30 protein-coding genes are annotated in these 23,295 nt (G+C 67.9%); 13 read left to right on the top strand and 17 right to left on the bottom strand.

Annotation, left to right across the window (positions count from 1 at the left end; translation table 11 throughout):
- Nucleotide 1 precedes the first annotated feature (1 nt).
- Both AC1DQJ_RS09715 and AC1DQJ_RS09710 read right to left on the bottom strand, forming a co-directional pair.
- Nucleotides 2-247: a hypothetical protein gene (locus tag AC1DQJ_RS09715; RefSeq protein WP_477602639.1), complete on the bottom strand. Its 246-nt coding sequence runs from the start codon at nucleotides 245-247 to the stop codon at nucleotides 2-4.
- A 4-nt stretch (nucleotides 248-251) separates the two neighbouring features.
- A complete protein-coding gene (locus tag AC1DQJ_RS09710; protein ID WP_477602637.1) occupies nucleotides 252-713 on the bottom strand; it encodes a PaaI family thioesterase in 462 nt (153 codons plus the stop codon).
- A gap of 98 nt (nucleotides 714-811) precedes the next feature.
- Here AC1DQJ_RS09710 and pcaF point away from each other — a divergent pair, with 98 nt between their 5' ends.
- The 7 genes from pcaF to AC1DQJ_RS09675 all read left to right on the top strand — a co-directional run bounded on the left by pcaF (nucleotide 812) and on the right by AC1DQJ_RS09675 (nucleotide 6,764).
- On the top strand, nucleotides 812-2,020 hold the full coding sequence (gene pcaF, locus AC1DQJ_RS09705; protein WP_477602635.1) for a 3-oxoadipyl-CoA thiolase: 1,209 nt from the start codon (nucleotides 812-814) through the stop codon (nucleotides 2,018-2,020).
- Entirely contained in the window at nucleotides 2,020-2,544 is a 525-nt protein-coding gene (locus AC1DQJ_RS09700) for a hypothetical protein (protein WP_477602633.1), read from the top strand. The genes pcaF and AC1DQJ_RS09700 overlap by 1 nt, the downstream gene beginning before the upstream one ends.
- A 12-nt stretch (nucleotides 2,545-2,556) precedes the next feature.
- Nucleotides 2,557-3,705, top strand: coding sequence for an acyl-CoA dehydrogenase family protein (locus AC1DQJ_RS09695; protein WP_477602631.1), 1,149 nt, complete (start codon nucleotides 2,557-2,559; stop codon nucleotides 3,703-3,705).
- Between the two features lies 1 nt (nucleotide 3,706).
- A complete protein-coding gene (locus AC1DQJ_RS09690) occupies nucleotides 3,707-3,988 on the top strand; it encodes a DUF3253 domain-containing protein (protein ID WP_477602629.1) in 282 nt (93 codons plus the stop codon).
- An 18-nt stretch (nucleotides 3,989-4,006) separates the two neighbouring features.
- Nucleotides 4,007-4,591, top strand: a complete 585-nt coding sequence (locus tag AC1DQJ_RS09685; RefSeq protein WP_477602627.1) for a uracil-DNA glycosylase family protein — start codon at nucleotides 4,007-4,009, stop codon at nucleotides 4,589-4,591.
- Nucleotides 4,588-5,625 (top strand): lysophospholipase, encoded by a 1,038-nt coding sequence (locus tag AC1DQJ_RS09680; protein ID WP_477602625.1) that lies wholly within the window; start codon nucleotides 4,588-4,590, stop codon nucleotides 5,623-5,625. The genes AC1DQJ_RS09685 and AC1DQJ_RS09680 overlap by 4 nt, the downstream gene beginning before the upstream one ends.
- Nucleotides 5,626-5,687: 62 nt before the next feature.
- Nucleotides 5,688-6,764: a Glu/Leu/Phe/Val dehydrogenase dimerization domain-containing protein gene (locus AC1DQJ_RS09675; protein ID WP_477602623.1), complete on the top strand. Its 1,077-nt coding sequence runs from the start codon at nucleotides 5,688-5,690 to the stop codon at nucleotides 6,762-6,764.
- A gap of 43 nt (nucleotides 6,765-6,807) precedes the next feature.
- Here AC1DQJ_RS09675 and AC1DQJ_RS09670 read toward each other — a convergent pair whose 3' ends face one another.
- From AC1DQJ_RS09670 to AC1DQJ_RS09630, 9 genes are all read right to left on the bottom strand, one after another.
- Nucleotides 6,808-7,275, bottom strand: a complete 468-nt coding sequence (locus tag AC1DQJ_RS09670; protein WP_477602621.1) for a carboxymuconolactone decarboxylase family protein — start codon at nucleotides 7,273-7,275, stop codon at nucleotides 6,808-6,810.
- 82 nt (nucleotides 7,276-7,357) lie between these two features.
- Nucleotides 7,358-7,579, bottom strand: a complete 222-nt coding sequence (locus AC1DQJ_RS09665) for a hypothetical protein (protein ID WP_477602619.1) — start codon at nucleotides 7,577-7,579, stop codon at nucleotides 7,358-7,360.
- Nucleotides 7,580-7,594: 15 nt separating this feature from the next.
- Nucleotides 7,595-8,935: an MFS transporter gene (locus AC1DQJ_RS09660; RefSeq protein WP_477602617.1), complete on the bottom strand. Its 1,341-nt coding sequence runs from the start codon at nucleotides 8,933-8,935 to the stop codon at nucleotides 7,595-7,597.
- A gap of 183 nt (nucleotides 8,936-9,118) precedes the next feature.
- The gene (locus AC1DQJ_RS09655; protein WP_477602615.1) at nucleotides 9,119-9,850 is read right to left on the bottom strand and encodes a hypothetical protein; all 732 of its coding nucleotides are present in this window, start codon (nucleotides 9,848-9,850) and stop codon (nucleotides 9,119-9,121) included.
- Between the two features lie 45 nt (nucleotides 9,851-9,895).
- A complete protein-coding gene (locus tag AC1DQJ_RS09650) occupies nucleotides 9,896-10,549 on the bottom strand; it encodes a TetR/AcrR family transcriptional regulator (RefSeq protein WP_477602613.1) in 654 nt (217 codons plus the stop codon).
- Nucleotides 10,550-10,608: 59 nt separating this feature from the next.
- Nucleotides 10,609-11,799, bottom strand: coding sequence for a vWA domain-containing protein (locus AC1DQJ_RS09645; protein ID WP_477602612.1), 1,191 nt, complete (start codon nucleotides 11,797-11,799; stop codon nucleotides 10,609-10,611).
- 138 nt (nucleotides 11,800-11,937) lie between these two features.
- Entirely contained in the window at nucleotides 11,938-12,300 is a 363-nt protein-coding gene (locus AC1DQJ_RS09640) for a MerC domain-containing protein (RefSeq protein ID WP_477602610.1), read from the bottom strand.
- 89 nt (nucleotides 12,301-12,389) lie between these two features.
- Nucleotides 12,390-12,884 (bottom strand): recombinase family protein, encoded by a 495-nt coding sequence (locus AC1DQJ_RS09635; RefSeq protein ID WP_477602608.1) that lies wholly within the window; start codon nucleotides 12,882-12,884, stop codon nucleotides 12,390-12,392.
- A gap of 149 nt (nucleotides 12,885-13,033) precedes the next feature.
- Nucleotides 13,034-13,573: an N-acetyltransferase family protein gene (locus AC1DQJ_RS09630; protein WP_477602606.1), complete on the bottom strand. Its 540-nt coding sequence runs from the start codon at nucleotides 13,571-13,573 to the stop codon at nucleotides 13,034-13,036.
- 37 nt (nucleotides 13,574-13,610) lie between these two features.
- Between AC1DQJ_RS09630 and AC1DQJ_RS09625 the strand changes: the two genes are divergently transcribed.
- From AC1DQJ_RS09625 to dxs, 5 genes are all read left to right on the top strand, one after another.
- Nucleotides 13,611-14,534 carry a histone deacetylase family protein gene (locus AC1DQJ_RS09625; RefSeq protein ID WP_477602604.1) on the top strand — a complete coding sequence of 308 codons (924 nt, stop codon included), beginning with the start codon at nucleotides 13,611-13,613 and terminating at the stop codon, nucleotides 14,532-14,534.
- A 41-nt stretch (nucleotides 14,535-14,575) separates the two neighbouring features.
- Nucleotides 14,576-15,193: a histidine phosphatase family protein gene (locus tag AC1DQJ_RS09620; RefSeq protein WP_477602602.1), complete on the top strand. Its 618-nt coding sequence runs from the start codon at nucleotides 14,576-14,578 to the stop codon at nucleotides 15,191-15,193.
- A 66-nt stretch (nucleotides 15,194-15,259) separates the two neighbouring features.
- Nucleotides 15,260-15,502 carry an exodeoxyribonuclease VII small subunit gene (locus AC1DQJ_RS09615; protein WP_477602600.1) on the top strand — a complete coding sequence of 81 codons (243 nt, stop codon included), beginning with the start codon at nucleotides 15,260-15,262 and terminating at the stop codon, nucleotides 15,500-15,502.
- 1 nt (nucleotide 15,503) lies between these two features.
- Nucleotides 15,504-16,385, top strand: a complete 882-nt coding sequence (locus tag AC1DQJ_RS09610) for a polyprenyl synthetase family protein (RefSeq protein WP_477602598.1) — start codon at nucleotides 15,504-15,506, stop codon at nucleotides 16,383-16,385.
- A gap of 17 nt (nucleotides 16,386-16,402) precedes the next feature.
- On the top strand, nucleotides 16,403-18,322 hold the full coding sequence (gene dxs / locus AC1DQJ_RS09605; protein ID WP_477602714.1) for a 1-deoxy-D-xylulose-5-phosphate synthase: 1,920 nt from the start codon (nucleotides 16,403-16,405) through the stop codon (nucleotides 18,320-18,322).
- Nucleotides 18,323-18,341: 19 nt separating this feature from the next.
- Here dxs and AC1DQJ_RS09600 read toward each other — a convergent pair whose 3' ends face one another.
- From AC1DQJ_RS09600 to flgF, 6 genes are read right to left on the bottom strand one after another with little or no spacing between them, the layout of a single operon-like run.
- The gene (locus AC1DQJ_RS09600; RefSeq protein ID WP_477602596.1) at nucleotides 18,342-18,848 is read right to left on the bottom strand and encodes a hypothetical protein; all 507 of its coding nucleotides are present in this window, start codon (nucleotides 18,846-18,848) and stop codon (nucleotides 18,342-18,344) included.
- Nucleotides 18,849-18,872: 24 nt separating this feature from the next.
- The gene (locus tag AC1DQJ_RS09595) at nucleotides 18,873-19,343 is read right to left on the bottom strand and encodes a hypothetical protein (protein WP_477602594.1); all 471 of its coding nucleotides are present in this window, start codon (nucleotides 19,341-19,343) and stop codon (nucleotides 18,873-18,875) included.
- A 49-nt stretch (nucleotides 19,344-19,392) separates the two neighbouring features.
- Nucleotides 19,393-20,124: a flagellar basal body L-ring protein FlgH gene (gene flgH, locus AC1DQJ_RS09590; protein ID WP_477602592.1), complete on the bottom strand. Its 732-nt coding sequence runs from the start codon at nucleotides 20,122-20,124 to the stop codon at nucleotides 19,393-19,395.
- A 12-nt stretch (nucleotides 20,125-20,136) separates the two neighbouring features.
- Nucleotides 20,137-20,877, bottom strand: coding sequence for a flagellar basal body P-ring formation chaperone FlgA (gene flgA, locus AC1DQJ_RS09585; RefSeq protein WP_477602590.1), 741 nt, complete (start codon nucleotides 20,875-20,877; stop codon nucleotides 20,137-20,139).
- A gap of 2 nt (nucleotides 20,878-20,879) precedes the next feature.
- Nucleotides 20,880-21,668 carry a flagellar basal-body rod protein FlgG gene (gene flgG / locus AC1DQJ_RS09580; protein ID WP_477602588.1) on the bottom strand — a complete coding sequence of 263 codons (789 nt, stop codon included), beginning with the start codon at nucleotides 21,666-21,668 and terminating at the stop codon, nucleotides 20,880-20,882.
- 14 nt (nucleotides 21,669-21,682) lie between these two features.
- Nucleotides 21,683-22,420: a flagellar basal-body rod protein FlgF gene (gene flgF, locus AC1DQJ_RS09575; RefSeq protein WP_477602586.1), complete on the bottom strand. Its 738-nt coding sequence runs from the start codon at nucleotides 22,418-22,420 to the stop codon at nucleotides 21,683-21,685.
- 216 nt (nucleotides 22,421-22,636) lie between these two features.
- Between flgF and AC1DQJ_RS09570 the strand changes: the two genes are divergently transcribed.
- Complete coding sequence (locus AC1DQJ_RS09570) at nucleotides 22,637-23,221, top strand: flagellar basal body-associated FliL family protein (protein WP_477602584.1); 585 nt, start codon at nucleotides 22,637-22,639, stop codon at nucleotides 23,219-23,221.
- The last annotated feature ends 74 nt before the right edge of the window (nucleotides 23,222-23,295 follow it).

The following is a 23,295-nucleotide window of genomic DNA, read 5'->3' as shown; positions in this document are numbered from 1 at the left end:
GTCACTTCTTGAGTTCGCGCCAGATGTTGCGCACCCCGAACGAGGCGAGCAGGCCGGTGAAGCCGCAGAGCACGATCTCCATAGAAAGGTCGGCGACCTGGTTGGAGGTGGTCGGCGCGCGGGCGCCGCTCATGGCCGCGAACATGAGCAGGTCCACGGCCAGGAACAGGAAGATCGGCCCGGCGATCAGCACCATGAGTGCGGAGGGAGCTATGCGTTTCGCGGCGGCCGCGTCGAGCTTCTTCATCGGATCAGGTCCTCGGCCGAGTCTTCTTGATGATGGCTGAGAAGTTCATCACCGGCTCGTCGCCGGTGGTGATTAGGCCGCGGACGAACACCATGCTGCGGCCGGCCTTCACGACTTCGCCGCGGCACTCGACCAGCGCGCCCTCGGGCACCGCGCCGACGAAGTCGCCGTTGAACTGGGCGGTCACGCTGCGGCTGTCCTGCAGGTCGTCACGGGCGATTACGAACAGGCAGTAGTCGGCGAAGGTCATGATCGCCCCGCCGTGCATGAAGCCGCCGCCGTTCATGTGGTGGCGCTCGGCGCGCATGGCGCAGACCCGCCGACCGTCGTCGCCAACCTTGAAGTAGAACGGGCCGGCATGGTCCTCGAACGGGTCGTTGCCATAGAGCGTCCAGCCGGCCCACTCGCCGTCCTTGACGACCTCATGCTTCCAACCGCCGATGATCTCTTCTTCGCCGCCGTCCATATCGTACCCCTGAACCCTCGGAAGGGTTTGCCCGTCGCCGGTTCAAACACTAGTTTGCGGCCCTATTCACAACGCGAACTATGCGGCGGGGACACGCGATGCAAGGCCGGACTGTCTATCTCTGCGGTGGGCTGCGGACGCCGATCGGCCGCTATGCCGGCGCCCTGTCGAAGGTCCGGGCGGACGATTTGGCCGCCCATCCGCTGAAGGCGCTGATGGGCGCCTATCCCAAGCTCGATTGGGAGCGGGTCGACGAGGTCATCTATGGCTGCGTCAACCAGGCCGGCGAGGACAACCGCAACGTGGCGCGCATGGCGCTGCTGCTGGCGGGCATGCCCCAGACCGTGCCTGGCATCACCGTCAACCGCCTCTGCGCCTCGGGCCTGGACGCCGTGATCGCCGGGGCGCGGGCCATCGCCTCGGGCGACGCCGACTTGATTGTCGCCGGCGGCGTCGAGAGCATGAGCCGCTCGCCCTTCGTCATGGCCAAGCCGGACACGGCCTTCTCGCGCAGCCCGGAAATCTACGACACCACCATCGGCTGGCGGTTCGTGAACCCGGCGCTGAAGAAGGCCTATGGCGTCGACGCCATGCCTGAGACCGCCGAGAACGTCGCCACCGACTACCAGATCAATCGTGAAGACCAGGACGGCTTCGCCCAGCGCAGCCAGGCCCGCGTAGGCGCGGCCCGGGCCGCAGGCTTCTTCGAGGGCGAGATCGCGCCGGTCACCATCAAGGACCGCAAGGGCGACATCGTCGTGACGCAGGACGAGCATCCGCGCCCGGACACCAGCCTGGAGGCGCTGAGCGCCCTGAAACCGATCGTGCGCGAAGACGGCACCGTGACGGCGGGCAACGCCTCGGGCGTGAACGACGGCGCTGCGGCCCTGCTGCTGGCCAGCGCCGAGATGGTCGAGAAGCTGGGCCTGGAGCCGCTGGCCCGGATCGAGGCTGGGGCCGCCGGCGGCGTCGCGCCACGGGTGATGGGCGTGGGCCCGGTGCCGGCGGTGGAGAAGCTGACCGCCCGGCTGGGGATCAAGGTCGGCGATTTCGACGTGATCGAGCTGAACGAGGCCTTCGCCGCCCAGGCGCTGGCCTGCATGCGCGCCTGGGGCCTGGCCGACGACGCGGCGCATGTGAACGCCCACGGCGGGGCCATCGCCATCGGCCACCCGCTGGGCGCGTCCGGCGCCAGGCTGGCGCTGACGGCCGCCCGTACGCTGAAGCTGAACGCTGGGGAGCGGGCGCTGGCGACCATGTGCGTCGGCGTCGGCCAGGGTTCGGCCCTGGCGCTGGCCCGCGCCTGATGCGGACGCTGGCGATCGCCGGCTTGGTGCTCGCCCTGGCGGGGAGCGCCCAGGCCCAGGCGCCGAGCATCCCGGTCGAGGCCCTGAAGGCGGCGGGCCTGGATCCGCGCACCAAGGTCGAGGGCGCGGCGGTCCAGGTGATGACCGGCCAAAGGGCGGTGCTGCGCCTGGACGCCCAGGGCCGGCCCGGCCTGGCGGACGTCGAGACCGGTCGCATCGGCAAGGCGGCGCCCGATGGCGCGGAAACCTACAAGGGCGCAGGGGCCGGCAAGCTGGCCGTCGCGCTCGACGCCTCGGTCGAGAAGCGCCAGTCGATCCTGAAGGTCTGGAATGGCCTGACCCGGCCGGTCACCTACCAGGCCGAGATCACCGCGCTGCGCGGCGGCAAGCTGATGAAGCGGTTGAGCGCCATTTGCACGGTGCCGGCCGGCGCCGTGGGCTATCAGGTCTGGCCCTATCCGGTTATCAGCGTCACCCTTTCCAAGTTCGCCGAGACGCCGGCGGACCCCCAAGCCTGCCAATAGCCGAGACTTTTCATGGCCCTCGATCTCGAAACCCGCGAACAGCTGATCGACACGGTCCGCCGCTTCGTCACCGAACGCCTGCGGCCGCTGGAGGCCAAGGTCTCCGAGGATGATGCGATCCCGTCCGACGTGATCGACGAGATGAAGGGGCTCGGCCTGTTCGGCCTGTCGATCCCCGAGGAGTTCGGCGGCCTGGACCTCTCCATGGAGGACGAGTGTCTGGTGGCCGTCGAGCTCGGCCGCACCAGTCCGGCGTTTCGCTCGGCCTTCGGCACCAACGTCGGCATCGGCAGCCAGGGGCTGGTGATGTTCGGAACCGACGACCAGAAGGCCAAATATCTGCCGGGCATCGCTTCGGGCGAGATCATCACCTCGTTCGCCCTGACCGAGCCGGAGGCCGGCTCGGACAGCGCCAACGTCCAGACCCGCGCGGTGCGCGACGGCGATTTCTACGTGCTGAACGGCTCCAAGCGCTTCATCACCAACGCCAACAAGGCCGACCTGTTCACGGTGATGGCCCGCACCGATCCGGCCAAGGCCGGCGGCGGCGGGGTCAGCGCCTTCCTGGTGGAGCGCAATTTGCCGGGCCTCTCGGTCGGCAAGCCCGAGAAGAAGATGGGTCAGCAGGGCGCGCACATCTGCGACGTGATCTTCGACAACGTCCGGGTGCCGGTCGAGAACCGCCTGGGCGCCGAGGGCGAGGGCTTCAAGGTCGCCATGCAGGTGCTCGACCGCGGGCGGCTGCACATCTCGGCCGTCTGCATCGGCGTGGCCGAGCGGCTGCTGGCCGACTGCGTGGCCTACGCCACCGAGCGCAAGCAGTTCGGCCAGGCAATCTCCAGCTTCCAGCTCATCCAGGGGATGATCGCCGACTCCAAGACCGAGGCCCTGGTGGCCAAGGCGATGACCATGGAGACGGCCCGCAAACGCGACGCCGGGCAGAGCGTGACCATGGAGGCCGCGGCCGCCAAGTACTTCGCCTCCGAGATGGTCGGCCGGGTGGCCGACCGTGCGGTGCAGATCTTCGGCGGCGCCGGCTATGTCGCCGATCACGGGATCGAGCGGTTCTATCGCGATGTGCGCATCTTCCGGATCTATGAGGGCACCAGCCAGATCCAGCAGGTGGTCATCGCCCGTGAAACCCTGAAGCGAGGCGGCTGATATGAGCGTCGACATGGAAGCCGTGATCTTCGACGTGCTGGGCAAGCTCGCCCCCGGCAAGTCCGCCTCGTCCGAGGAGATCGCCCGCGCAGCCGACAACGAGAACTGGCGGCGGCTGACCGGCCATGTGCGCAACACCGCGCGCGGCCTGGCCCGCCAGGGAAAAATCGTCGTCACCCGCCACGGCAAGCCGGCCGATCCGGAGAAATTCAAGGGCGTCTACCGCCTGCGGCTGCCGCTGGAGGGCGAGAACCTCGCCCCGCCGCAGGACGCCGAGGACTAGGGCTCCTATATCGGCGAGATGAGCCTTCCGGCCGTCCTTGCCGATATCGCCGCCTGCCGGGCCTGCGCCGGGGAGTTGCCGCACGAGCCGCGTCCCGTGGTGTTCGTGCGGCCGCAGACGCGGCTGCTGATCTGCGGCCAGGCGCCTGGGCGGCGGGTGCACGAAAGCGGTCTGCCGTTCACCGACCCCTCCGGAGATCGGCTGCGCGCCTGGATGGGGATCGACGCCGAGACCTTTTATGGCCGACCGGAGCTGGGCGTGGCGGCCATGGCCTTCTGTTTTCCGGGGACCAATCCCAAGGGCGGCGACTATCCGCCGCCGCCGCGCTGCGCCCAGCTGTGGCGGCCGCGGCTGCTGGCGCAACTGCCGAACGTGGAACTGACCCTGCTGGTCGGCGGCTATGCGCAGGCCTGGGCGCTGGGGGAGCGGGCCAAGGAAAACATGACGCAGACGGTGCGGGCCTGGCGTGAGTACGCGCCGCAGTTCCTGCCCATGCCGCATCCGTCCTGGCGCAACACCGGCTGGCTGAAGCGGAACCCCTGGTTCGAAGACGAAGTGGCGCCCTATCTTCGCCATAGGGTTCAGGAGATTTTGCGTTCGTGAAGCGCCTCGCCGCCATAGCAGCCGCCGTGATGCTCAGCGCCTGCACCCCGTTGATGGTGCAGCAGGCTGGCGCGCCTCCCATCGGGTTCCAGGGACCGCGGATCGAGCCGGATAATTTCGTGTCGTTCGACGGCGCGCGGCTGGGGCTGACCCGCTGGGAGACGCCGGGCCAGCCGGAGGCGGTGGTCGTGGCGGTGCACGGCATGAACGACTACGCCAACGCCTTCCATCTGGCTGCGCCTTATTGGGCGCAGAACGGGGTGACCACCTACGCTTTCGATCAGCGGGGCTTCGGCCGCTCGCCCAATCGCGGGATCTGGGGCGGCGATGAATTGATGGTCGAGGATCTGCGGACGCTGACGGCGCTGGTGCGCGGCCTGCATCCCGGGGTCCCGGTCGTCGTCGCCGGCGAGAGCATGGGCGGGGCCGTCGCCATCGAAGCCTTCGCGTCGGACCGCCCGCCCGCCGCCGACCGCCTGATCCTGATGGCACCGGCGGTATGGGGCTGGTCGAACCAGCCCTTGCCCTACAAGACCACGCTGTGGCTGGCCGCCCGCTTCACCGCCGACAAGATCTACGAGCCGCCGCGCTGGCTGACCAATCGGGTGAAGCCGACCGACAATCGTGACGAGCTGATCGCCATGGGCCGTGACCCTCTGATGACCTGGGGCGCGCGGTCCGACACGCTCTACGGCCTGGTGGAGATGATGGAGCGGGCGTGGAGCTCGGTGGGCGGGATCAAGGTTCCGACGCTCTACATCTACGGCGCCAACGACCAGATCATTCCGGAGGCGCCAAGCTTCCAGGCCGCCGCCAAGCTCAAGCCGACCGACCGCTCCGCCTATTACAAGGAGGGCTGGCACCTGATGACCCGCGACAAGCAGGGGCCGGTGGTCTGGGCGGACCTGCTGTCGTTCATCAAGACCCCGCAGGCGCCGCTGCCGTCGGGCGCGCCGAAGATTCCGAAAGCGCCGACCCTGCCCAATGCGCCAATCACCGCAGAGGGTGAGGCGAGGGTCAGAGCGGGCTTGTGATCGGCCGGGCAGGGGCGTAGAGGCACCGGCAATCTCTTCCAGTCTGAGGCGTAGTCTGCGGCATGACCTTGTTCGATTCCCCCGCGTTCGAGGGCCACGAAGGCGTACATTCGTTCTTCGACGAAAAAACCGGTCTGAAAACAATCATTGCGGTGCACTCGACCGCGCGCGGCCCGGCCGCCGGCGGCTGCCGTATGTGGCCCTATGCCAGCGCCGCCGCAGCGCTCGAAGACGCTCTGCGGCTGTCGCGGGCGATGTCCTACAAGAACGCCATGGCCGACCTGGAGCTGGGCGGCGGCAAGTCGGTGATCATCGGCGATTCCCGCACCATGAAGACCCCGGCGCTGTTCGAAGCGTTCGGCCAGGCGGTCGAGACCCTGGGCGGCAGCTACTGGACCGCCGAGGACGTCGGCGTTTCGCCGGTCGACCTCAGCTATTCGCGCAAGCGGACCCGCTACGTCGCCGGCCTTGAGGGCCATCCGGCCGCCTCGGGCGATCCTTCGCCCGTGACCGCCGAGGGCGTGTTCCGGGGCGTGCGCCTGGCCGTGCGTCGGGCGCTGAAGCGCGACCTGGACGGCGTCACCGTGGCGATCCAGGGCGTCGGCCATGTCGGCGCCTACCTGGCCGACAAGCTGCACGCGGCCGGCGCCAAGCTGATCCTGACCGACGTCAACGAGGACGCCCTGGCCGAGGTCGCCGCCCGCACCGGCGCCAAGGTCGTGGCCCCCGGCGCGATCTTCGAGGCCGAGGCCGACGTGTTCGCGCCCTGCGCCCTGGGCGGAGCGATCAACGAGAGCACGCTGCCGAAGCTGAAGGCCAAGGTGATCGCTGGCGGCGCCAACAACCAGCTGGCGGACCTCGCCATCGGCCGGGCGGTGTTCGAGCGCGGCATGCTCTATGCCCCGGACTACGTGATCAACGGCGGCGGCATCATCAACGTGGCCGGCGAGATCCGCGCCCTGGAGCGCGGCGAGGCCTTCGATCCCACCTGGGTCGAGACCAAGCTGGTCGGCTTGACCCAGACGTTGGAGCAGGTGCTGGACCGCTCCATCACCGAAGGCCGGCCGACCCACGAGGTCGCCAACGAAATGGCCAAGGCCCGCATCGAACAGGCCGCGGCCGCGAAGCTGGCGGCCTGACGCTTTAGTTCCTCCCCTCCCGGGGGAGCATCTTGCATCGCCCTTAGGCCGCCGCCTTCTCAGTCGACCACTTGCGGGGATGCTGGGAGCGGAGGCCGACGGCCATGCGGTTCCAGACGTTGATCGCGCCGATCAGCATGGTGAGCTTCACCGCCTCGGGCTCGTCGAAGTGTTCGCGCATGGTCGCGTAGTCGGCGTCCGGGGCGCGGGTCTGGGCGACCAGGGTCAGGGAGTCGGTCCAGGTCAGGGCCGCCTTCTCGCGGGGCGTGAAGAGCGAAGTCTCCCACCAGGCGGCGAGCATGTGCAGCCGCTCTTCGGTCTCGCCGTGCGCGCGGGCGTCCTGGGTGTGCATGTGGATGCAGAAGGCGCAGCCGTTGATCTGCGAGGCGCGGGTTTTCACCAGCTCGATCAGGCTGTGCTCGAGACCCGAAGAGACCACGGCGTTCTCGAACGCCACCATGGCGGCGATGATCTCGGGGGCGGCGGCGTAGGGATTGATGCGGGCAGACATGGGGAGGTCCTCTTCCGATGCTTGGGCCGTCTGGCGGCTTTGAGCATAGGACGGAGGACCCCGCCCGTCTGTGACACGCTCGCTAGAGAAATCTCGGCAGGACGAACATCGCCAACAGGACCAGGACGACGGCGACCAGGATCAGGCCGGCGTGGCGCCGCCCGCCCAGCATCGACCCGCCGCTCTTGGCCTGGCGGGTCGCCTTGTCGCGGGCGGCCTTGGCGGCCGCCTCGCGCGCCTTGAGGGTCTTGCGATGCTCGGCGAGGTCGACGACCTCTGGTTCCTTCTCGGGCTTCATGCTCATGGGTCTAGCACGCCGCTATAGCGAGGCCATCCGTGCGGTGCGGGGTTCCTTGACGACGGTCAGCACGACGAGCAGGCCGAGCACCAGGAAGCCGATCGAGGCCCCGAACACGTAGCTGTAGCCGTAGTGGTCGGCGACGAAGCCGCCGACCAGCGGGCCGAGCGACGCCATGATGCCCTCGGCGGTCGAAGAGATCGCGATGCGCATCGGCATCTCGGCTCGCGACCCGAATTCCAGGATCATGGTCTGGGCGGCCATCATGTAGCCGGACTGCGCCGCGCCGAGGCCGAAGAAGGCCAGGAAGATCCCCCACGGCGCGTGGTTGAGCATCAGCAGCGTGGTCGCGCCGATCCAGGCGATCAGCGAGAACAGCAGCACCAGGCGGAACCCGGTCTTGTCGCCCAGATAGCCCCAGACCAGGTTCGAGAGCGTGTCCGCGCCGAGGTAGGCGAGACTGAGCAGGCCCAGCGTCTTGCCGTCGAGCTCCATCGAGGACGAGACGTAGATGATGTAGAACGGCGTAGCGATGCGGCCGGCTGTGGCCACCATCTGAACGACCAGGAACCAGGCGTAGCCCGGGTCCGACATGATCAGCGCGGGGAAGTCCTTCAGGCGGTCGCGGAACCTGGCCTGGGCCGGGAGGTTCGGCGGCTCGGGCTCGCGCAGCAGGACCTGCAGCGCCCAGAGGCCCAAGGTGGTCAGGAATGCAGCCAGGCCGAAGGTTGTGGCGTAGCCGTTGCCTAGGACGTTGCCCTGGATCAGATACTTGCCCGCGGCCCAGGCCAGGGCGGCGGCGATCAGGCCGCCGGTAGCGTTGCGCCAGGCTTGCAGGCGACCGCGGCGGCTGATCGGAATGACCTTGGCCATCAGCAGGCCGAACACCACCCGCTGGGTGCCCATGAACAGCCCGAACAGGAACATCAGCGCCATCATGGTGACGATCAGCGTCTGGCCCGACAGGAACCAGCCGGCCAGCGCCATGCCCACGATCTGGACGCGGGCGAGACCGCCCATCCAGACGGCGGCCGGCATGACCTTGGTGCGGTGTTCGATCTGGGTTGCGCCGAAGATCGGCGAGATCACGCTGCCGACCTGCTGCAGGGCCAGGCCCAGCCCGACGATGGTGTTCGAGCCCGAGATCATGTGCAGGTAGGCGGGCAGGAATGTCGGCGCGTTGATCAGCCGGAAGCCGGTCATGCCGAGCATGCCGTGCAGGTAGTTGCCTATGTAGTTACGCTTGAGATTGTCCCAGACGAACTTCTCGTAGGCGGCTTCCTTTTCCGCCAGGGTCTGCTCGACGACAACGCTTTCGGACGCGGCCTGACCGTCGTCCGGATCTTTGAAATTTGTTTCCAACAGCGTCCCGCCCGCGCGCGGATCGCAAAATGGGTCGCGCGGGCGACTCCCTAAATTTTTAACGGCTTAAATTATGCCGACCGTCCTATCAGAGTCTGACGGGACGGGGGAAGAGCCGTCGGGCGCCCTTACGTCACTCAGCGGGGTGTGGCGCGGCCTCTGCGCTCGGATCGGCCGCCATTGTCAATCCCAGAGCGTCGGTTCGGCGACCATGGCGTCGACCAACTCCATCACCTGGGGCCGGGGAATGCAGCGGCCCAGGCGCTCGGCGTCCTGGGTGGCGACATAGATGCCGATCCACTGCATCAGGGTGCGGTCGCCGCGTTCGGCCCGCAGGGCGACCGGCCCGCCGGAGCAGCCCGCACCGCCGATGCCGTCCACATAGAAGGCGAACGGGTTGATCCGGTAGTCGGAGGCCAGGGTGAAGCCGCGGGCGATAGGAGCGCTGCCGAGAATCGACGCCCCGCCGGGGTAGCCGTAGATCATGCCGGCCGTGCCGCTGGTCAGCGGCAGGGCCTGCTCGACCACGTCGTAGTCGCCGAACCGTCCGGTCCAGTTGATCGCCTGCGGCCGCGAGGGCAGGCGGACGGGGACCCCGGCGACATCGATCGAGGCGTTGTGCGGATCCTGGTGCCAGCGGAAGCGGGGCGTGTCCGCATCGTAGAGCGGCACGCTGATGTCGAGCGCCGGGCAGTCGAGGTCGTGGCCGAAGGTCTCCGCCCAGGTCCCCTCCGCGCCGCGGTTCCTGAAGTAGGGCAGGTTGGGCCGCAGCAGGCAGTGCAGAGCGGTGAGGATGATGTAGCGGTCGGCCTCGACGTGGAACAGGAAGCCGGAGAACACCTGGTGCGGCTCGCCGCTCTTCAGGCGGGTAGCCAGGCGCGGCGTGGCGAGGGCGAAAGGATCGATCAGGTCCATGCGGCGGTCACGCTACCTGGCGAGGCGGCGGGCCGCCTGACTGCTCTAGGCGAGGAAGCCGGCTTCGGCGAAGTCGAGCATGCGCTTGAGCAGGGCCTCTGTGTCGCCCTCCCGCGTCGCCCCGTCCGAAAGCACGTGCAGGCGGTCGAACTCGGCGAAGCGGTTGTTGTGCACCATGCCCAGGCAGAAGTGCAGCCGCCAGTAGACGGTCTCGGCCGGCAGGTCCGGGCGCGCCTTGATCAGCGCTTCGGCGAATCGGGCCAGGTGGCTGACGTCCTTGGACAGCGCCTCGCGCATGTCCTCGGTCCCCTCGCTGCGCGAGCGGATGATGAACTGGATCGAGATGCGGCGGTCGTTCTCAGGCGAACCCCAGCGCAGCGGCGGCGCGAACAGCGCCTCGAGAATCTCGCGCACGGGCGGGGCGCCCTGGTGGCGGTCGTTGGCCTCGTGCAGCATCCGCGCGCGTTCGCGGTTCAGCTCCGCCGTCCGACGACGGAAGATCTCGAACAGCAGGGCGTCCTTGGAGCCGAAGTGATAGTTCACCGAGGCGAGGTTCACGCCGGCGTCGGCGGTGATGTCGCGCACCGAGACGTTCTGGAAACCGTGCAGCGCGAAAAGCCGCTCGGCGGCGCAGAACACCGCGGCCTTGGTGGCGGCCTCGTTGGTCTCTTCAGTCTCGTTGGCCTTGGCGGCGTCCACGGGCGAATCTCTCAAGCGTCACACCACCGTAACAGGTGGCCTGCAAACCGCGAGGCGGCTTAGCGCGCGAGTTCGCGCATCGCCTTGTCCAGGCCTTCGATGGTCAGCGGGAACATGCGGTCGTTGACCAGCTGCTTCATCACCTCGATCGAGGGGGTGTAGTCCCAGTGGCGCTCGGCCGTCGGGTTCAGCCAGACCACGTGTTCGTAGATCTGCGCGACGCGGTCCATCCAGATGGCGCCGGCTTCCTCGTTCCAGTGCTCGACCGAGCCGCCCGGATAGGTGATTTCGTAGGGGCTCATGGTCGCGTCGCCGACGAAGAGCACTTTGTAGTCGCTGGAGTACTTGTGGAGGATGTCCCAGGTGTTCAGCTTCTCGGCGTGACGGCGCCGGTTGTCCTTCCACACGCTCTCATAGAGGCAGTTGTGGAAGTAGTAGAACTCCATGTTCTTGAACTCGGAGCGGGCGGCGGAGAACAGTTCCTCGCAGATCTTGATATGGCTATCCATCGAGCCGCCGATGTCGAAGAAGATCAGCACGCTGATCTTGTTGCGGCGTTCCGGACGCATCTGGATGTCCAGATAGCCCTTCTCGGCCGTGCCCTTGATGGTGCCCGACATGTCCAGTTCGTCGGCGGCGCCGTCGCGGACCCATTTGCGCAGCCGGCGCAGGGCGACCTTGATGTTGCGGGTGCCGAGTTCGACGCTGTCGTCGAGGTTCTTGTACTCGCGCTTGTCCCAGACCTTCACGGCCTTGCCGTGACGGCCCTTGTCCTGGCCGATGCGGATGCCTTCGGGATGATAGCCATTGGCGCCGAACGGCGAGCTGCCGTCGCCCTTCTGGCCGTTCTGGCCCTTGCCCTCACCGTCGCCGTCGCCTTCTTCGCGCTGCTTGCGCATCTGTTCGGCGAGGGCTTCCATCAGCTTGTCGAAGCCGCCCATGGCCTCGATCTGGGCCTTTTCCTCGTCGGTGAGGAACTTGTCGGAAATGCGCTTCAGCCATTCGGCGGGGATATCGGCCGCGCCCAGGCCCTGGGTCTTTTCCAGGCCCTTGAAGACGTGGCTGAAGACCTGGTCGAACTTGTCGAGGTTCTTCTCGTCCTTCACCAGGGCCGAGCGCGACAGGAAATAGAAGTCCTCGACCGACCGGTCGATCACCACCTTGTCGAGCGCCTCCATGAGCATGAGGTACTCTTTCAGCGTCACCGGAACCTTGGCTTCGCGCAGCTCGGTGAAAAAGCGCATGAACATGGGGCGGATATCCCGTGGGGAGACGAACAGACGTTTGACTTCGAAAGATGGAGCCGCCGACCGCCGTTGTCCAGCATGCCTTGCGTTCGACATGGACCGTTGTCGTCGCAGCCGCTGCGGTGGGCCGCAATCAGGCGATCAGTGGGCGTGGCCGCGCCGGCGCCAGTTCAGCAGATGCGCGCCGGCCAGCAGCAGGCTGCCGCCCACGGTGATCGAGGTTTCGAGGTCGTGGGAGGGCCAATGCAAGGCGCCCATGGCCAGCAGGACCAACCCAGCCAGCGCCAAGGCGATGGTCGGAGCCTCGCGGCGAGGCCACAGAGCCAGGATCGACAGCGGCGCGGCCAGCCCGATGGCGACGCCATGCACCCACTCGGCCTCCGCCCAGGTCGCCACGAGGGGGGAGAAGGCGGCGACAAGGGGGAGGGCCAGGCAGTGGGCCAGGCAGAGGCCGGACAGGCTGATGGCCGAGGCGTCCAGGAGGGAACTGGGGGCAGGCTTCAAGAATCCCTCCGTGGTCGGCCGCAACCGTCACGGCGAGGGATGATGTAATATTATAACGTATCGATCGCAAGGGCCCATCGCGGGGCGCCCTAGCCGGCGGCCTCGCGAAGCTTGCGCCAGACGGTCATGCGCGAAACGCCCAATCGGCGGGCGATCTCCACGGGGCCGACGCCGGCCGCCTGCAGGGCGCGGATGTCCTCGGCCGGGGCGCCCTTGCGCCGGCGATTGGCCCAGGCCGGCTCGATGCAGGCCACGGCGGCCAGCGCAGCGCGCAGGGCGCGGCCGCCCTCTCCCTGGCTGCTGATGTCGGCGTCAGCGACGAACAGGTTGGCGCCGCGGGCCTCGAGCCGGTCGATCACTTCCAGCAGGTCGTGGCTGGACGCGCCCAGTTGGCTCAGGCGGGTGACGACCAGCTGGTCGCCCTCGGCGATAAAATCCAGAATTGAGCCAAGAACGACCGATCCGTCGCCCGAAGGGCTGTCCGGCTCCTCGGCGCGCACGACATGGCAACCGATCGATTTCAAGGTCGCAGTGTCTTCGGCCGACCACGCGTCGCGCAGTCGGACATAACCGATCTTCAGCATCCCACCCGTCGCCTGTCAGCTAGGTCGATGATTGAGCGCAAACTGGCAAAAGCCGGCTTCACCGTCAAAGACCGCGGCGTTAATTCGCAGCAATAATTCTCTAAGCGGGGCCAGGAATTCAGCGAAACTGGCAAGGGTTCGTCGCAAATTCACGCCTGAATGGAGTGATCGTGCGCGGCACGCCGTAAAATGAACTCGTGGTCGACGGTCCCGCCGACCCGGAAGCCGTACTCGCCGACCTTCTCGAAGCCGTGGCGGGCGTAGAATCGCTGGGCGCCGAAGTTCTCGGACCAAACCCCGATCCAGAGATCGCGTGGTCCATCGCGTTCCAGCCAGGCCATCACCTCGGCGAACAGCCGCCCGCCAAGGCCGCCGCCTTGACACGATTTCAGCAGGTAGAAGCGCTTCAGCTCGCCGCTCTGCGGCGTGACCTCAGGATGGGGCAGCTCGCTAGGACCGGCCAGGGCGTAGCCGACCGCCACGCCATCAGCCTCGACCAGCCAGCTCGCCTTGGCCGGATCGGCGAGATCGGCCTGCGTGCGCTCCAGGCTGTAGGCCTGCGCCAGGAAATCGGCGAGGTCCTGCGGCGGGTAGAGGTGAGCGAAGGTGTCGCTGAAGGTCAGGGCGCCGAGATCGGCCAAAACCTGGGCGTCTTCCAGGTTTGCACGGCGTATAGTGGGTTGCTGCATTCGGCTTCGGCGCTCGACGAGTTAGTCTGCGATTCCAATGGACCTGGCCCTCTACACTCATCTCGACATGCTCGGCCATCGCCCGGGTGATGCGCACTACGAGCGGCCGGAACGCCTGAGCGCGGTGCTGGGGGCTCTGGACGACAGCGATCTGGGGCTCGACCGGCGCGAGGCGCCGCTGATCAGCCAGGCCGATCTGCAGCTCGCCCATCGCGGCGCCTACGTGGAGGCGATCCACGACGCCGCGCCCGAGCGCGGCCTGCTGAAGCTGGACGAAGACACCTACATGTCGCCCGGCAGCCTGACTGCGGCCCTGCGCGCGGCGGGCGGCGTGGTCCAGGCGGTGCGCGATGTGGCTGCAGGGCAGCATGAGCGGGCGTTCTGCGCGGTGCGCCCGCCCGGCCATCATGCCGAGCCGGCCCTGCCCATGGGATTCTGCATCTTCTCCAATGTGGCGGTTGCGGCGCGGGCGGCTCAACTGGCCGGCCTGCGGCGGGTGGCGGTGGTCGACTTCGACGTCCACCACGGCAACGGCACCCAGGCGGTGCTGGGCGGGCAGGAGGACCTGTTCTTCGCGTCCGTGCAGCAGTGGCCGATGTGGCCGGGGACCGGCCATCCCTCCGAGAGCGTGCCCGACAATATCAAGAACGCGGTGGTGCCGCCGGGCGCCCCGCGCGAGGCGTGGCGCAAGGAGTTCGACGGCCTGATGCGGCATGTGGACGCCTTCGCCCCGGACCTGATCATCGTCTCGGCCGGCTTCGACGCCCACGCCCGCGATCCCATCGGGGATTCCAGCCAGCAGCTTGAGGCCGAGGACTTCGACTGGGCCACCCGAGCCATCATGAGCGTGGCCCGGACCCATAGCCGCGGGCGGGTTGTGTCCTCGCTCGAGGGCGGGTACGACCTTGAGGCTCTAGGCCGATCGGCGTTCGCGCATGTTCGGGCTCTCTCGCTGGGGTGAAGGGCGAGGCTGGGTTGCGCGAATCCGGACCTCTTGATGACATGGCCGACGCTTTGACCGCCGACCTTCCGAGATCTGACGCCGCGCGCCCTGGGGCGATCGTCCTTGCGCGACATGGCGAGCCGGACATCCACCGCAGGGTGATGCTGAACGCGCATGGCTATCGTGACTATTGGAGCCGCTACGAGCAGCTCGGCATCCGGCCGGGCCAGAAGCCGCCGCACCAGCTGATTGATCAAACCGCGCGGGCCGGGGTGATCATCTCGTCCGTCCGCAACCGTTCGATCGAGAGCGCCCTGGCGCTGGCGGCGGGCCGCGAGTTCTCGCGCACCCCGCTGTTCGTCGAGGCGCCGCTGCCGCCCCCGAACTGGCCGACTTTCGTTCGAATGTCCCCCAAGCTCTGGGGTTTCCTCGCCCGCTTCTGGTGGTGGTTCTTCAACCACCATGAGGGGCAGGAGACGAGGCGTGAGGCCGAGGCCCGCGCCGACCGGGCCGCCGACATGATCATCGACCTGGCCGAGAGCGGCGAGGACGTGGTGGTCCTGGCGCACGGGTTCTTCAACTTCATGGTCGGCCGCGCCTTGCGCCGACGAGGCTGGCGCCTCACCGCGAACCAGGGCTGGAAGTACTGGTCGACCAGACGTTACGAACGGACCTGATCGGTCCCTAGACGTTGCGGGGCCGGGCGCCCGTCTCTAACTTGCTCGCTTCTCGAGGATTTCCCCATGGCCGACGCCGCCGACATTGACGCGCTTTCTTTCGAGCAGGCCCTGGCCGAGCTGGAACGCATCGTCGGCCAGCTCGAGTCGGGTCAGGCGCCGCTGGAGCAATCCATCGAACTCTACGAGCGTGGAGCCAAGCTGAAGGCCCACTGCGAAAAGCGGCTGGAAGCTGCGCGCCTGCGGGTCGAGAAGATCGTGGTCGGACAGAACGGTCAGGCCGGCGTCGAACCCGCCGAGTTCAATTGAGATGTCGCTAGCCAAGCGCGTGGCCGAGGTCGCCGACCTCGTGACGGTGGCGCTGGACGCGCTCCTGCCGCGCGCGGAGGGGCCCGAGCAGCGTCTGACCGAGGCCATGCGCTATGCGGCGCTGGGCCCGGGCAAGCGCCTGCGCACCTTCTTCGCCATCGAGACCGGCCGGATGTTCGATCTGGACGATCGCCCGGTGCTGCGCGCGGCCTGCGCCCTGGAGTGCATCCAGGCCTACAGCCTGATTCACGACGATCTGCCGTGCATGGACGACGACGACATGCGCCGCGGCAGGCCTACCGTGCACAAGGCCTATGACGAGGCCACCGCCGTGCTGGCCGGCGACGCGCTGCAGACCGTGGCCTTCGAGATCCTCGCCGATCCAGACACCCACCACGACGGCGCCGTGCGCGCGGACATGGTGCTGCGCCTGGCCCAGGCCTCTGGGGCCAAGGGCATGTGCGGCGGGCAGATGATCGACATGCTCGGCGTGCGCGACGACGACCTCGGCGCGGTGGCGCGGATGCAGCGGCTGAAGACCGGAGCGCTGATCGCCGTCTCCTTCGAACTGCCGCTGATCATGGCCCATGCCGGCGAGGCCGAGCGTCACGCGCTGATGGCCTTCGCCCAGGACATCGGCCTGGCCTATCAGATCGTCGACGACCTGCTCGACGTCGACGGCGACAGCGCCGAGATGGGCAAGAAGGCCGGCAAGGACGCCGAAAGGGGCAAGGCCAACTACGTCACCTTGCTGGGCGCCGACGCGGCGCGCGAGCGCCTGGCCCTGCTGGCCGAACAGACCAAAGCCCACCTGGACCCGTTCGGTCCGCGGGCGGATTTCCTACGGGCTAGCGTCGATTTCGTGCTAGATCGCCGGAACTAGTGAAGAACACGAAGAATATGCCGCCAATTACGCCGCTTCTCGACAAGGTTTCGTATCCCCGCGACATGCGTGGGTTCAATTCGGCTGAGCTTCGCCAGCTTGCCGATGAGCTGCGCGCTGAAATGATCGACGTGGTTTCCGAGACCGGCGGGCACTTCGGCGCCGGGCTGGGCGTGGTCGAACTCACGGTGGCGCTGCACCACGTCTACGAGACGCCGGACGACATCCTGATCTGGGACGTCGGTCATCAGGCCTATCCGCACAAGATCCTCACCGGCCGTCGCGACCGGATCCGCACCCTGCGTCAGGGCGGCGGCCTCTCGGGCTTCACCAAGCGCAGCGAGAGCGAATACGACCCCTTCGGCGCGGCCCACGCGGCGACCTCGATCTCGGCGGCGCTGGGCTTCGCCGCGGCGCGCGACGCGGCCGGCAAGTCCAACAGCGTGGTGGCGGTGATCGGCGACGGCTCGATGAGCGCCGGCATGGCCTATGAGGCGATGAATAACGCCAGCCACTGCACCAGCGGCCAACTCACCGTCATCCTCAACGACAACGACATGTCGATCGCCCCCCCGGTCGGCGGGATGAGCGCCTATCTCGCCCGCGTCGTCTCCGGCGGCGGCTACCAGTCCCTGCGCAATCTCGGCAAGTCGGTGGCCAAGGTGCTGCCCAAGCCGCTGCAGGAAGCGGCCCGCAAGGCCGAGGAATACGCTCGCGGCATGGTCACTGGCGGCACGCTCTTCGAAGAGCTGGGCTTCTACTATGTCGGGCCGATCGACGGTCACGACCTCGACGCCCTGGTGCCGGTCCTGAAGAACGTCCGCGAGATCAAGGACAAGCCGGTCCTGGTCCACGTGGTCACCCAGAAGGGCAAGGGCTACGCCCCGGCCGAGAGCGCCGCCGACAAGCTGCACGCGGTGGCCAAGTTCGACGTCGTCACCGGCCAGCAGGCCAAGGCCCAGCCGGTCGCGCCGACCTACACCAAGGTCTTCGCGCAGGAGCTGATCAAGCAGGCAGAGCGCGACGAGAAGATCATCGCCATCACCGCGGCGATGGATTCCGGCACGGGCCTGGACCTGTTCGCCAAACGCTTCCCGGAGCGGATGTTCGACGTCGGCATCGCCGAGCAGCATGCGGTGACCTTCGCCGCGGGCCTGGCCGCCGACGGGATGAAGCCGTTCTGCGCGATCTATTCGACCTTCCTGCAGCGCGGCTACGATCAGGTGGTCCACGACGTGGCGATCCAGGGCCTGCCCGTACGCTTCGCCATGGACCGCGCCGGTCTGGTCGGCGCAGACGGCGCGACCCATGCCGGCTCGTTCGACATCGGGTTCATGGGCGCGCTGCCCGGCATGGTGCTGATGGCCGCCGCCGACGAGGCCGAACTGGCCCGGATGATCGCCACCGCCGCGTTCATCGACGACCGCCCCTCGGCCTTCCGCTATCCGCGCGGCGAGGGTACCGGCGCGGCGATCCCCGACCTCGCCGAGCCGCTGGAGATCGGCAAGGGCCGCATCGTCCGCGAAGGCTCGGCCGTCGCCATCCTGTCGTTCGGCACCCGCCTCACCGAAAGCCTGAAGGCGGCGGACCTGCTGGCCGCCCGCGGCTTGTCGGCCACCGTCGCCGACGCCCGCTTCGCCAAGCCGCTCGACATCGATCTGATCCTGAATCTCGCCCGCAACCACGAGGCGCTGATCACCGTGGAAGAGGGCGCGATGGGCGGCTTCGGCTCCTTCGTGCTCCAGGCCCTGGCCCAGCACGGCGCGCTCGACCGCGGCCTCAAGGTCCGCACCCTGGTGCTGCCCGATATTTTCCAGGACCAGGACAAGCCCGAAGCGATGTACGCCCAGGCCGGCCTGGACGCCGAGGGGATCATGGCTGGAGCCCTGGCGGCGCTGGGGGTCGACAACGTCTCGGCGACGGGCCGCCGGGCCTAGGCCCTACTTGCGGGCGCCCCTACTTGCAGGCGCCAAGGAACTTGCGCACCGCGCCCTTAGGCGCGGGGGGCGGCTCCAGCGTTTCTCCGGCTGCGGTCAGGCGGATCGCTCCGCTCTTGCGGAAGGCCGCGGCTACCGGCGCGCGGGTCGAGAATTCAGAAAGAACCAGCGTGCCACCGCCGATCACGTCGGCATGGCCTTGCCCGCGCAGGGTGGCGGAACTGTCCTTGGAGGCCAGGTTGACGCCGAGCGGCCAGGGCGCGCGCAGTCCGGCCCGGTCGAACCAGACTTCCCCGGCCTGGCGCACGCCGAGCTTCTTGCCGATCGCCGCGACCACCTTCACCTGGCCTGAACCGCGCGCGCAGCTGAAGGCGATCGGCTGATCGTCGGTGTCCGGCGTCCCGAAACGCAGCCAGGCGTCGGCCTCCTTGGGGGTTTCGACGGCCCAGACGCGGGTGTCCTGGGCGTTGGCGGCGGTGGCGAGAAAGGCGATCGCAAGCGCGGCGGCGAACTTCATGCCGGCCAAGCTAGCATCCTGATCGCCACGGCTCTAGGCGGCGCACTGCTCGAAAAAGTCGGAAACCGCCAGCCGTTCGACCCGGTTGACTGGCAACTCCTGAGATCCGCGCTCATCGGCGAGGGCGATGTCGCCGGTCCGGGCGAAGCTTTGCAATGCAGCGTTCGATACGGGGGCGGTGGCCTCGATCATGCCGCCGTCGCCTGGGCCGGGCACGAGCTGCCCAGGCAGGCGGCTGGTCTGGCGCTTCGAAGAGATCTCGATTGTTTTCGGCGCTTCGCCGGCCGGAGCGGTGAGCGAGACCAGCACCTGACCGGACCGCGGCTGGCAGGTCATCATCAGCACGACGTTGTCGCTGGCCGGCTGACCGTAGGCGAGCTTGACGCCTTCGCCCTCGGCGTTGTGGAGCGACCAAGCCATCGCCCCGGAACCCTCGTCGCTCTTGTGCGCGCAGGCGGCCAGCAGGCAGGACAGGCTGATTCCAAGAATGGCGCGGCGGCGCATGAGCGGGCTCCCTTCGATTTGGGAACGCCGCCCGCCACTCAACGATCCATCAGAACGGTTGGAAGCGCTCCACCAGCGACTGGCCGGCCGGCACCTTCTGCACGCGGCTGATGTCGCCGCGGCCGCCGTAGTTGATGCGCGCCTCGGCGATCTGGGTGTGCCGGATGACGTTGGCGGAGGAGATATCCTCGGGCCGCACGATGCCGGCCACGGTCAGCTGCCGCACCTCGGCGTTTGTGCGCACCTCCTGGGTGCCCTGGATCACCATGTTGCCGTTCGGCAGCACGTTGGTGACCACCGCGGCGACGGTCAGGGAGATCTTCTCCGAGCGGTTCACCGCGCCGGCCCCGGCGTTGTTCGAGGCCGAGTTGGTGTTGATCATGTTCGACGGATCGTATCCGCCTGGGAAGAATTTGCCGAGGCTGGCTTCCAGGCCGAAGAAGTTGTCGACCCCGGCGCTCATCCCGGCCGTGCGGCTGCTGGTCGAGGCGTTCCGGGTCTGGGCGCTGTCGTCGATGTCGATCTGGACGGTCAGGATGTCGCCGACCCGGTTGGCGCGCTGGTCGATGAAGAAGGCGCGGGCGCCCGAGCGCCACAGCGAGTTGGCCGAGGCGGCGCTGGGTGGCGGCTCGCGCGCGGAGGTGAAGGTCGGTTGGTCGTGGCCCATCAGCGTGGCTGGATAGCCGGCCGGCGCGAGCTCGGGCCCGACCACCGCGTCCCTGACGGTCGAGCAGGCGGCCAGCGGGGCCAGGGCGAGAACGGCGAGAAGCGTAAGGCGCATGGGCGGGGTTCCCTAACGAAGCGCGTACTGAGTGCGGGGCAGGGCCTTGAGCTGGTCGGCGGCGGGGCCGACCAGCGCCTGTCCCGGGCCGCTGGCGACGGCCTGGATGAGTTTCTTGGAAGTGGTGTTCAGGACCGGCAGGGTGTCGCCGAGGCCGGCGGCGGCCATGGCCTTGCCCTGCAGGGACAGCGAGATGCCGCCGTCCTCGTAGATGACGGTGATCAGGTCGCCGGACTTGATGACCTGCGGAGCCGAGACGTCGCGGGCCGAGACGCTCGTCCCGGCGCGCAGCGGGCGCTTGGCGGCCAGGCCGATGATCGCCTCGGCGTCGTTCGGCGCATCGGCGGGAGCGGCGGCGGCCTTGCCCCAGACCAGGTCCTGCGGCTGCACGATCTCGCCGGCCGACAGGCTGCGGGCGTAGGTCAGCACCTCGACATTGCCGCGCGCGGTGGGGCTGGCGACCGTCGCGCTCGCCTCGCCGCGCACCACGATCCGGCGGAAGCCCTCGGCGTTGGCCCAGTCCAGCCCTGCGCGCCGGGCCATGCCCTGCACGGCCAGCGCGTCCAGCACGGTGGAGGCGCCTGGCCTGGCCGCCACCGGCGTCTTGCCGGCCGCGCCGGCGCCGTCGAACAGGTCGGAGAGGGTGATCATGCCGTCGGTGTCGACGGGCTCGGCCTTCAGCGTCACCACCTGGGCCGCCAGGGCGGGGGAGGCGATGAGCGCGGCGGCCGCGGCGATCAGGAGGCGCTTCATGATCAGGACCGGATGTTGCTGGCGGTGCGCAGCATTTCGTCGGCGGAGGTGATGACCTTCGAGTTCATCTCGTACGCCCGCTGCGCCACGATCAGAGCGGTGATTTCGCTCACCGCGTCGACGTTGGAGGCTTCGGTGTAGCCCTGGTTCAGGACGCCGATCCCGTCCGTGCCGGGAATGCCGACGGTCGGCGCGCCCGAGGCGGCGCTTTCCTTCAGCAGGTTGTCGCCAATGGCGTCGAGGCCGGCCTCGTTGACGAAGGTCGCCAGTTCCAGGTTGCCGATCACGTCCTGGGCGGTCTGGCCGGCGCGAACCGCCTGCACCTGGCCGCTCTTGGAGATGGTGATGTCGGTGGCGTCGGTGGGAATGGTGATCGCCGGCTCGATCAGGTAGCCGTCCTCGGTGACGAGCTGGCCCTGGTCGTTGGGCGAGAAGTTGCCGGCGCGGGTGTAGGCGATCTCGCCGGTCGGCATCATCACCTGGAAGTAGCCGCGGCCGGAGATCGCCAGGTCGAGCTTGCCGCCGGTGGCGGTCAAGTTGCCCTGCTGGGTGACCCGGTAGACCGAGCCGGCCTTCACGCCGCCGCCGACCTGCACCCCGGTCGGCACCACATTGCCCTGGTCCGACGACTGCGCCCCGGCCCGCTCGATGGTCTGGTAGAGCAGATCCTGGAACTCCGCCCGCTGCTTCTTGAAGCCGACGGTGTTCATGTTGGCGATGTTGTTCGAGATGACCTCGACGTTCAGCTGCTGGGCGGCCATGCCGGTCGCGGCGGTGCGAAGCGCTTGCATCGACTAGACTTTCCTTAGTTCAGCTTGCCCATCCGCTCGATCGAGCGGCGGGAGAGTTCAGAGTTGGCGTCCATCATCTTGGCCATGGACTCATAGGCGCGGGTGACCTCGATCATCTTGGTGATCTCGGTGATCGGCTTGACGTTCGAGCCTTCCAACATCCCCTGGCGGATCACGGACTCGGCGGCCGCCTGAGGCTGGGCGTTGGAGGTGTTGCGGTAGCGGTTGTCTCCGACCTTCTCGAGCACCGAGAGCTCGGTGAACTTCGACAGGCCGATCTTGCCGAGCCGCTCGCTGCCCTGGCTGACCGTGCCGTCCTGGGCGATGGTCACCGCGCCCAGCTTGGGGTCGATGACGATCTCGCCGCCGCCTTCGTCGAGCAGCGGGTTGTCGTCCTCGCTGACCAGCTGGCCGTCCTGGTTCATGTGAAAGCGGCCGTCGCGGGTGTACTGCTCGCCGTCGGCCGTACGGATGCGGAAGAAGCCGTCGCCTTCGATGCCCAGGTCGAAGGTCGCGCCGGTCGAGCGCAGGGTTCCCTGGCCGAAGTCGCGGCCGACGCTGCGGTCGATGACGAACTTCACCGGGCGCGGCGCGCCGGCGGTGTGGGCCGGGGCCTTTGGCTCGGTCTCGACCATCAGGCTTTCGACCTTGAACCCGGTGGTGTCGATGTTCGCGATGTTGTTGGCCACGATGTCCATCTCGCGGCGCAAGGTCATCTGGCGCGAGAGTCCGACGTAGAGGGCGTTGTCCATGCGAGCGCTAAACCTGCGGCGTTTTCGTCACCGGTTTGGCTGCAAGGATCGGGCCAGTCTGAAAGCTCAATAAAAACAGCAAACAATAAGGTTAACGGCCACTGGTCGGCGGAAATTGCCCGGCATGAAAATCGCGCTCGTTAACACCTGTTAAAAACTTGTCCTTAACCATGCCTGGGCCATGAGACGGAGTAAGATTCTAAGGAGCGCGCGCGCGTGGCCAAGGACAAGGTGAAGGAAGCCCCCGACGGCGACGCCGAAGGCGAAGACGGCGAGGGCGGGCCCGCCAAGAAGAAGTTCACCCCGAAGATGATGATCATCGCGGGGGTCGCGGCGCTGCTCGTCCTGGGCGGCGGCGGGACCGGTGCGTTCTTCCTGCTGAAGCCCAAGCCGGACGCTGCTCACGCCGAGAAGGCTGAGAAGAAGAAGGAAAAGAAGGGCGAGAAGAAGGGCGAGGGCGAGAAGCTGGTCGGCGAGGTCCGCGAAGGCCCGGACGGCATCCTGTTCTACACGATGCCCAGCGTCGTCGTGAACATGCAGACCGCCGATGGCCGCACGACCTTCCTGAAACTCAAGCTGACGCTCGAAGTGCCTGACCAGGCCACGGTCGACCTGCTGGAGCCGAACATGCCCAGGCTCCAGGACATGTTCCAGACCTTCCTGCGCGAGCTGCGCCCCGAGGACCTGCAGGGTTCGCAGGGCTCCTACCAGCTGCGCATGGAGATCCAGCGCCGGGTCAACCTGGTGATCGCGCCGTCGAAGGTGAACGCCGTCCTGATCGAGGAGATGCTGATCAACTAGGGCCGCAAGGTCCTGGTCGATGCGTGACCCATGGAAGACGAAGAACCCCAGATCATCGGCGGGATGCAGGGCGC

The organism is Phenylobacterium sp. P4_E10 (assembly GCF_056401675.1).
This window is presented reverse-complemented; position numbering and strand designations above follow the sequence as displayed.

Coding starts and splice junctions, on each gene's coding strand:
- AC1DQJ_RS09625 (WP_477602604.1), top strand. CDS start 13,611: ATGGACCTGGCCCTCTACACTCATCTCGACATGCTCGGCCATCGCCCG.
- flgA (WP_477602590.1), bottom strand. CDS start 20,877: ATGAAGCGCCTCCTGATCGCCGCGGCCGCCGCGCTCATCGCCTCCCCC.
- AC1DQJ_RS09715 (WP_477602639.1), bottom strand. CDS start 247: ATGAAGAAGCTCGACGCGGCCGCCGCGAAACGCATAGCTCCCTCCGCA.
- AC1DQJ_RS09645 (WP_477602612.1), bottom strand. CDS start 11,799: ATGTTCATGCGCTTTTTCACCGAGCTGCGCGAAGCCAAGGTTCCGGTG.
- flgH (WP_477602592.1), bottom strand. CDS start 20,124: ATGCGCCTTACGCTTCTCGCCGTTCTCGCCCTGGCCCCGCTGGCCGCC.
- AC1DQJ_RS09695 (WP_477602631.1), top strand. CDS start 2,557: ATGGCCCTCGATCTCGAAACCCGCGAACAGCTGATCGACACGGTCCGC.
- AC1DQJ_RS09610 (WP_477602598.1), top strand. CDS start 15,504: ATGTCGCTAGCCAAGCGCGTGGCCGAGGTCGCCGACCTCGTGACGGTG.
- flgG (WP_477602588.1), bottom strand. CDS start 21,668: ATGCAAGCGCTTCGCACCGCCGCGACCGGCATGGCCGCCCAGCAGCTG.
- pcaF (WP_477602635.1), top strand. CDS start 812: ATGCAAGGCCGGACTGTCTATCTCTGCGGTGGGCTGCGGACGCCGATC.
- AC1DQJ_RS09665 (WP_477602619.1), bottom strand. CDS start 7,579: ATGAGCATGAAGCCCGAGAAGGAACCAGAGGTCGTCGACCTCGCCGAG.
- AC1DQJ_RS09670 (WP_477602621.1), bottom strand. CDS start 7,275: ATGTCTGCCCGCATCAATCCCTACGCCGCCGCCCCCGAGATCATCGCC.
- AC1DQJ_RS09615 (WP_477602600.1), top strand. CDS start 15,260: ATGGCCGACGCCGCCGACATTGACGCGCTTTCTTTCGAGCAGGCCCTG.
- AC1DQJ_RS09630 (WP_477602606.1), bottom strand. CDS start 13,573: ATGCAGCAACCCACTATACGCCGTGCAAACCTGGAAGACGCCCAGGTT.
- flgF (WP_477602586.1), bottom strand. CDS start 22,420: ATGGACAACGCCCTCTACGTCGGACTCTCGCGCCAGATGACCTTGCGC.
- AC1DQJ_RS09710 (WP_477602637.1), bottom strand. CDS start 713: ATGGACGGCGGCGAAGAAGAGATCATCGGCGGTTGGAAGCATGAGGTC.
- AC1DQJ_RS09595 (WP_477602594.1), bottom strand. CDS start 19,343: ATGCGCCGCCGCGCCATTCTTGGAATCAGCCTGTCCTGCCTGCTGGCC.
- AC1DQJ_RS09685 (WP_477602627.1), top strand. CDS start 4,007: ATGAGCCTTCCGGCCGTCCTTGCCGATATCGCCGCCTGCCGGGCCTGC.
- AC1DQJ_RS09675 (WP_477602623.1), top strand. CDS start 5,688: ATGACCTTGTTCGATTCCCCCGCGTTCGAGGGCCACGAAGGCGTACAT.
- dxs (WP_477602714.1), top strand. CDS start 16,403: ATGCCGCCAATTACGCCGCTTCTCGACAAGGTTTCGTATCCCCGCGAC.
- AC1DQJ_RS09635 (WP_477602608.1), bottom strand. CDS start 12,884: ATGCTGAAGATCGGTTATGTCCGACTGCGCGACGCGTGGTCGGCCGAA.
- AC1DQJ_RS09655 (WP_477602615.1), bottom strand. CDS start 9,850: ATGGACCTGATCGATCCTTTCGCCCTCGCCACGCCGCGCCTGGCTACC.
- AC1DQJ_RS09700 (WP_477602633.1), top strand. CDS start 2,020: ATGCGGACGCTGGCGATCGCCGGCTTGGTGCTCGCCCTGGCGGGGAGC.
- AC1DQJ_RS09690 (WP_477602629.1), top strand. CDS start 3,707: ATGAGCGTCGACATGGAAGCCGTGATCTTCGACGTGCTGGGCAAGCTC.
- AC1DQJ_RS09620 (WP_477602602.1), top strand. CDS start 14,576: ATGGCCGACGCTTTGACCGCCGACCTTCCGAGATCTGACGCCGCGCGC.